This window comes from Paenibacillus forsythiae T98 (assembly GCF_000520735.1).
Lineage (GTDB): Bacteria > Bacillota > Bacilli > Paenibacillales > Paenibacillaceae > Paenibacillus_AQ > Paenibacillus_AQ forsythiae.
Genome location: NZ_ASSC01000254.1, coordinates 1 through 6834 on the forward strand (window position 1 = coordinate 1; position 6834 = coordinate 6834).

Genomic DNA, 6834 nt, shown 5'->3' on the forward strand with positions numbered 1-6834 from the left:
AACGGATGACGGCCAATCTCCGGCGGACCCGTCAGCGAAAGACGCCCAGGACAAGGCGTCCGCCTCCGCACCCGCCTCCGCGAAGCCCGATGCAGCCTCCTCGGATAAAGGAAAGGATTCCGCATCGGCAGACGGCGGCGTATCGAAGGAAGACGCGGCCGTGCTGAATGAAGTCGCCTCGCAGAGCGCTTCGGCCTCCAGCCTGTTCACCAATTACCTGTACGAGCGCGAACAGAAGAACCTGAAAGAACATAATGATCTGATGGCTGCGATCAACAATATGGACAAATCGCCGGCGGACAGCGCGGCCGCGCAGGAGCAGCTGCACCAGCTCGAAGAGAAGGAATCCAAAATCAGCGGAATCGAAGAAAAGCTTCAACAGCAGTACGGGGAAGCGATCGTCAAGGAAGAGAACAACGATTCCTATAAAGTGGTTGTGCTCAGCGAGAAGCTGGATGTGAAGCAGGCGGCTCTGATTATCGATCTGGTTATGAAAGAGCTGAGCGTATCCCAGGATAAAGTAAGCGTACAGCATGTATCGGAGCAGTAATCCGGACATAAAAAACAAAGGAAATTGCCGAAATAGCTCGGGTTATCCCGGGCTCTTTCTATTTCCCCCGTTTGTGATATAATACATAGGGTTATTCTTGAAATATAGAGGGATAAGCATGATGCCGATTCTTGGCCTGTATTTTATGAGAGACGGTCAGCATCCCCCACAAGGGAGCGGAAATCCGTTATATTTTATCCGCAGAGTTAGCGGGTTCGACAGAAAGCTGAAGGAGTGAACTGATCGAAATGTTCAAATTAAGCGAAATTAAGGAATTGATCGAATTGCTGGACCAGACCTCTTCCGTGCATGAACTGGAGATTGAAAGCGAAGGAATGAAGCTGGCCATCCGCAAACCGGACCGTTCCGAAGCAGCGGAAGCGCATGTGGCTCCGGCGGCTCCTTTTCCTTACCCCTTTACGCCCGCTCCGCAGCCGCCCGTTCCGCAGCAGATTGCCGGGCAAGCTGCCGCCAGTCCCGCCGCTCCGCAGCAGGAGACGCACTCTACTCCCGAAGAGGGAACCTTACATAAAATCGTTTCTCCGATGGTGGGTACGTTCTATACCTCGGCTTCGCCGGATCGGCCTCCATTCGTCAGCGTTGGCGACCGGGTGACCGAGAAGTCGACAGTATGCATTATCGAAGCGATGAAGCTGATGAACGAGCTGGAAGCGGAAGTCCGCGGGGAGATTGTGTCCGTCCTTGCCGAGAACGGCCAGCTTGTGGAGTACGGCCAACCGCTGTTCCTGGTGAAGCCGGAATCTTAAAATCGGGAGGATAGCAATGAATATACAAAAAGTGCTGATCGCCAACCGCGGGGAAATTGCCGTTCGGATTATTCGCGCCTGCCGCGAATTGGGCATTTCCACCGTTGCGGTTTATTCGGAACCCGACCGCGATTCGCTGCATGTCCGGCTGGCCGATGAAGCATACTGTATCGGACCGACAGCTTCCAAGGACAGCTATTTGAATTTTACGAATATTATGAGCGTCGCTACCCTGACGGAATGCGACGCCATTCATCCAGGCTACGGCTTTCTTGCCGAGAACGCCGATTTCGCCGAGATTTGCGGTTCCTGCAACATCATCTTTATCGGTCCTTCTCCTGAAGCCATCACCCGGATGGGAGACAAGGCTGTCGCGAAGGATACGATGAAGCAGGCTGGCGTTCCGGTCATTCCCGGGTCCGACGGTCTTGTGGACGATGTGGAGGAAGCGGTTCTGCTGGGAAGAGAGATCGGCTACCCCGTTATCATCAAGGCCACAGCCGGAGGCGGAGGCAAGGGCATCCGCATCGCCGAGGACGAAGAGTCGCTGGTCAAGCAGATTACCGCCGCCCAGCAGGAAGCGCAGAAGGCCTTCGGCAACGCCGGAGTCTATCTGGAGAAATACCTGACCGGCATGAAGCATGTCGAAATCCAGATTATCGCCGATAACCACGGCAACGTAGTCCATCTGGGCGAACGCGATTGCTCCGTGCAGCGCCGCCGCCAGAAGCTGGTGGAAGAGGCTCCTTGCTCCGTGCTGACGCCGGAAATCCGGCAGGCCATGGGCGAAGCCGCCGTCCGAGCCGCGCTTGCCGTCGGCTATTCCGGCGCGGGAACGCTCGAATTTCTGCTTGGCGCGGACGGACAGTTTTATTTCATGGAAATGAACACCCGGATTCAAGTGGAGCATCCGGTTACCGAAATGGTAACAGGAGTGGATCTGATCAAGGAAATGATCTCGGTGGCCGAAGGGAATCCCCTTTCATTTACCCAGGAGGAAATCGTTATTAACGGCTGGTCGATCGAATGCCGAATCAATGCGGAAGACCCGGCCAAGAATTTCATGCCTTCTCCGGGCAAGATCGGCTTTTATCTGCCTCCGGGCGGACTTGGCGTCCGTGTAGACAGCGCGGCTTATCCGGGCGGCACGATATCGCCTTTTTATGATTCCATGATTGCGAAGCTCATTGTCTGGGCGCCTACGCGCCAGGAAGCGATTCTCAAGATGAAGCGGGCTCTCGGCGAGTTCGCTATCGAAGGGATACATACGACGATTCCTTTTCATCAAAAATTGCTGGAGCACCCCGTATTCCTGGACGGCCATTTCGATATCAAGTTCCTTGAAGAAAATGAAATTTAGGGCGAAAACGCTTCGTTTGTCATAAAGTTCGCCAAATGATATAGTATGTTTAATGGAGAGACGTGCTTCAAGCTTGCCATCATGAACAAATGTGAAAGGTGTGGGGGACAAAATGAGTACACTGCCGACAGAATTCGAACGTACGGAAATCGGTGAAATCCAGATCGCTCCCGAAGTGATCGAGGTGATCGCTGGCCTTGCGACCGTTGAGGTTAAAGGCGTAGCGGGCATGAGCGGCGGATTTGCCGGAGGCATCGTCGAGCTGCTGGGACGAAAGAACCTTTCAAAAGGCGTTAAGGTGGAAGTCGGACAGCGCGAGGCTGCGGTGGATGTCTCCGTAATTATCGAGTATGGAACCCGTCTCCCGGAGGTGGCGGCGGAAATTCAGCGAAATGTCAAACGGTCGATCGAAACGATGACAGGCCTGACGGTTGTGGAAGTGAATGTGCATATTCACGACGTTCAATTCAAGAGTGCGGAGAAGAACACCGCTGCTGACGATACTGATGTTGCCCTTCGTGTGAAATAAGGACTTCCGGTCTTCATTAAACCCCCGACGGTCAAGTCGAGGGTTTAGTCTACTTTGAGGAGGTTAAGAGGCTCTTGGCTAAAATTTTAGACAGACTTTTGCTGTTCATTTACAGCTTGAGCGTTGGAACATTATCTGTTATTGCCATCCTCCTGTTAAGCGGCGTTCTTCCGTGGAATCCGGAGATCCGGAATTGGGAAGCCGCCTATATCGTCGTGATTGCCGCGGCGGTCATTCTGTTCCTGCTGAGTATCCGGTTCTTCTATATCTCGATTCGCCGGGAGCGGACATCCAGTCTGTCGGTTGATCAAAGGACGGAATACGGCGATATTCAGATTTCCATGGAAACGATTGAGAATCTCAGCCTGAAGGCGGCCGGAAAGGTCAAGGGCATCCGCGACCTGAGATCGCGAATCCGCGTCTCCCAGGCGGGGCTTGAAATTTTGATCCGCGGCGTAGTGGACGGCGAGCATTCGCTTCCGCTTCTGACCTCGGAGGTACAGCGGCAGGTGCATGAATATGTACAGGATACGACGGGCGTCCCGGTTGCCGACGTGTCGGTCTATATTGCCAACCTTGCCCAGTCCCCCAGCTTCAAAAGTCGAGTGGAATAGAGGTGAGTTTCCCTTATGCCTTGGAGAGAAATATGGGAAAGTCACGGCGGTAGAATTGGCGGAGTGGCCTTCGGATTCGTTCTGGGCATCATTTATTTAATTAGCGGTTTCTGGGATATGCTGTTCTTTGCACTGGTTGTGTTCATCGGATATACGCTTGGCGGCAGAAAAGACGCGCAGGCTCCTTTGTTCCCATGGAGGGAGCTGCTGGAGCAGCTGTCGGCCCGCTGGCGTCCCTTCAAGTGAACCGCGCTAAAGCCTTTCTTTCGGAGCGAACTGGTCATTTTGCGTTTCTTTGCCCCGAAAGAAGGGCGGTGCGGTTTTTTTGCGTCTAAGATCGCAGAAGTCTCATGTGGAAATCATGATCTGCTGTCAGAAGAACGATGAACAGAACGGAAATTACACATCCTATATACCAGCTCATCCGGGAAGTTTGTGACAAGAGAGCGGAGTGTTTTTTTAGTGTGACTCAAGATTCTTGCTTCCTCGCTACTCGACATGGGTAAATAGACTGCAATTTTATACGGATAAGCTGGCGAGCCTAGTGAAGTCCTTATGCTTCGCGGCTTTCCGAGAATTCATGCGCACGAGGCTCCATGTCAAATCGCCTTGCCCCTATCGAACGTAAATTTAAAACTTCCTGCAAAACTTCTTAAACTGAAGGGAAGGGTCAGACTAACCGGAAAATCTCCATCTAATTTGAGTATTTCGCATGGGAACGGGGCATTATGCTGGAATTATAGGGAGTTTTTCCATCTGCCTACCTCATATTAAGGTTTGAGAAGCTGTTTAACCGGAGTATTTCCGTCTAAGTCTAAGCTTGCGGCAAGGGCGGCCAGAAGCGATACAGCGAACAGAGCAAGTCCGCCGATTCGGCTATCACTTGCATTCATCCCCATCAGGGCGGTCCGGCTGCTTAAGATTTGTATGGGTTCAGGGTTCAAGCAGAGCCTGGATTAATTTAAAGGAGGAACAAATGAAAAGACGTGTAGCGAGAGAAATTATAGTGCAAAGCCTGTATCAGATGGAGATGAACGAGGTTGAAAGCGGCGAGGCGGTGGAAATGCTGCTGAAGGAGGCATCGGAGGAAAATGAGATGGAACGCGTCATTTCCGACGAGCTTCAATTAAAAGATTATGTGCTGGACCATGTGAACGGCATCTGGGAAGCCAAGCCTGCGATCGACGATATGCTGGAGCATTATTTGAAGGGCTGGCAGATGAGCCGGCTGTCCCGCGTTGACCGCCAGATTTTAAGGCTTGCGGCCTATGAAATGATTTATCGGAATGATGTTCCGGCAAAGGTAGCCGTCAACGAGGCCATTGAGCTGGCCAAGCATTTCGGCACGGAGGATTCCGGCAAATTCGTCAACGGCGTTCTGGGAAAATTGATCCAGGACCTCGAAGAACTGAAGGCCAACCGTTCCTGAAGACGAAGCCGTTACAATAAAATAAGATGAAACGATGCGCCTTATGCGCCCTTTTTCGCGATTAGACAGCCTTACAACTACCAAAGTTCACTAAAGGGGAGATATGTGTCATGACAGCAGCAATCATCAGCGGTAAACTGGTTTCCGAAGAAATTCGTGTGGATATTGCCCGGGAGGTCGAGGCGCTTGCAGAGCGCGGAGTCAAGCCCGGTCTGGCTGTGGTGCTCGTAGGAGAGGACCCGGGTTCGCAGGTCTATGTGAACAGTAAGGAAAAAACCTGTATCAGCCTGGGCTTTCATTCGGTAGTACACCGGCTGCCCGCTTCGACTTCCCAGGAAGAACTGCTGTCGCTGGTTGACGAGCTGAACCGGGCCGACGAGATTGACGGCATTCTGGTGCAGCTTCCGCTGCCGAAGCATATCAATGAAAAAGCGGTTATCGACGCCATCTCCGTAGAGAAGGACGTCGACGGCTTCCACCCGGTTAATGTGGGCAATCTGGTCATCGGCGACGACAGCCTGCTCCCCTGCACGCCTGCCGGGGTGATCGAATTAATCAAACGGACCGGCATCGACCTCTCCGGCAAGCATGCCGTCGTTATCGGCCGCAGCAATATTGTCGGCAAGCCGGTATCTCTGCTGCTGCAGCGGGAGAACGCCACGGTTACGATGTGCCATTCCCGCACAAGCAACATGGCCGAGCTGTGCAAGCTGGCCGACGTGCTGGTCGTGGCGATCGGCCGCGCCAATCTTATTGACGCCTCCTATGTGAAGCCGGGAGCGGTCGTTATCGATGTGGGGATGAACCGCCTGGACAATGGCAAGCTGGCGGGAGATGTTGACTACGACAGCGCCAAGGAAGTTGCAGGCCACATTACGCCGGTTCCGGGCGGCGTAGGGCCAATGACCATTACGATGCTGATGGTCAACACGCTGACTGCGGCCAAGCGCCGTCACGGTCTGGAATAGGACTAGCAGTATGGCGGAGCGGAAGGTATATTCCATTAAAGATATTAACCGTTATATCCGCATGAAGCTGGACTCGGATCATGTGCTCTCCGACGTGTGGCTGCGCGGGGAGATTTCCAATTTTACGCATCACGGCAGCGGACATATGTATTTTACGCTGAAGGACGAGAGCAGCCGTATCCGGGCGATTATGTTCGCATCCCATAACCAGCGGCTGCCTTTTGTGCCGAAGGAAGGCTCTCGGGTTATCGCCAGAGGCAACGTGACGGTGTACGAAAGGGACGGGCAGTACCAGTTCTATGCCACGCATATGCAGCCCGACGGCATCGGCAGCCTGTATCTGGCCTATGAGCAGCTCAAGAAGAAGCTGGACCAGGAGGGATTGTTCGCAGCGGAGCGGAAGCGTCCGCTGCCGCGTTATCCGCGCTGCATCGGCGTCGTCACCTCGCCTACAGGCGCGGCGGTCCGGGATATTCTGACTACGCTGCGCAGACGGTTTCCGCAGGCGGCTACCGTGCTCTATCCCGTGCTGGTGCAGGGGAAGGGTGCGGCGCCTTCCATCGTGAAGGCGATCCGCAACCTGAACGCCATGGGCGAAGCCGATGTGCTCATCGTCG

At 53.7% G+C, this 6834-nt stretch carries 9 protein-coding genes; all 9 read left to right on the plus strand.

The window, feature by feature from the left end:
- Window positions 1-550: SpoIIIAH-like family protein (locus L692_RS0108700; RefSeq protein WP_025699024.1), on the plus strand; the 550-nt coding region annotated here is incomplete at its 5' end.
- Window positions 551-798: 248 nt separating this feature from the next.
- Window positions 799-1317: an acetyl-CoA carboxylase biotin carboxyl carrier protein gene (accB, locus tag L692_RS0108710; protein ID WP_025699025.1), complete on the plus strand. Its 519-nt coding sequence runs from the start codon at window positions 799-801 to the stop codon at window positions 1315-1317.
- A 16-nt stretch (window positions 1318-1333) separates the two neighbouring features.
- Window positions 1334-2677 carry an acetyl-CoA carboxylase biotin carboxylase subunit gene (gene accC, locus L692_RS0108715; RefSeq protein WP_025699026.1) on the plus strand — a complete coding sequence of 448 codons (1344 nt, stop codon included), beginning with the start codon at window positions 1334-1336 and terminating at the stop codon, window positions 2675-2677.
- Window positions 2678-2789: 112 nt separating this feature from the next.
- On the plus strand, window positions 2790-3206 hold the full coding sequence (locus L692_RS0108720) for an Asp23/Gls24 family envelope stress response protein (protein WP_025699028.1): 417 nt from the start codon (window positions 2790-2792) through the stop codon (window positions 3204-3206).
- A 74-nt stretch (window positions 3207-3280) separates the two neighbouring features.
- On the plus strand, window positions 3281-3820 hold the full coding sequence (gene amaP, locus L692_RS0108725; protein WP_025699030.1) for an alkaline shock response membrane anchor protein AmaP: 540 nt from the start codon (window positions 3281-3283) through the stop codon (window positions 3818-3820).
- Window positions 3821-3835: 15 nt separating this feature from the next.
- Window positions 3836-4066 (plus strand): DUF2273 domain-containing protein, encoded by a 231-nt coding sequence (locus L692_RS0108730; protein ID WP_025699032.1) that lies wholly within the window; start codon window positions 3836-3838, stop codon window positions 4064-4066.
- Between the two features lie 730 nt (window positions 4067-4796).
- Window positions 4797-5249 (plus strand): transcription antitermination factor NusB, encoded by a 453-nt coding sequence (nusB, locus tag L692_RS0108735; RefSeq protein WP_025699034.1) that lies wholly within the window; start codon window positions 4797-4799, stop codon window positions 5247-5249.
- 110 nt (window positions 5250-5359) lie between these two features.
- The gene (gene folD / locus L692_RS0108740) at window positions 5360-6217 is read left to right on the plus strand and encodes a bifunctional methylenetetrahydrofolate dehydrogenase/methenyltetrahydrofolate cyclohydrolase FolD (RefSeq protein ID WP_025699037.1); all 858 of its coding nucleotides are present in this window, start codon (window positions 5360-5362) and stop codon (window positions 6215-6217) included.
- A 10-nt stretch (window positions 6218-6227) separates the two neighbouring features.
- Window positions 6228-6834, plus strand: a 607-nt coding sequence (xseA, locus tag L692_RS0108745) for an exodeoxyribonuclease VII large subunit (protein WP_025699039.1), incomplete at its 3' end; no start/stop codon positions are given.

What these genes read in the sequence shown, in the direction of transcription:
- accB (WP_025699025.1), top strand. Translation starts at nt 799, where the DNA reads ATGTTCAAATTAAGCGAAATTAAGGAATTGATCGAATTGCTGGACCAG.
- accC (WP_025699026.1), top strand. Translation starts at nt 1,334, where the DNA reads ATGAATATACAAAAAGTGCTGATCGCCAACCGCGGGGAAATTGCCGTT.
- L692_RS0108720 (WP_025699028.1), top strand. Translation starts at nt 2,790, where the DNA reads ATGAGTACACTGCCGACAGAATTCGAACGTACGGAAATCGGTGAAATC.
- L692_RS0108730 (WP_025699032.1), top strand. Translation starts at nt 3,836, where the DNA reads ATGCCTTGGAGAGAAATATGGGAAAGTCACGGCGGTAGAATTGGCGGA.
- nusB (WP_025699034.1), top strand. Translation starts at nt 4,797, where the DNA reads ATGAAAAGACGTGTAGCGAGAGAAATTATAGTGCAAAGCCTGTATCAG.
- folD (WP_025699037.1), top strand. Translation starts at nt 5,360, where the DNA reads ATGACAGCAGCAATCATCAGCGGTAAACTGGTTTCCGAAGAAATTCGT.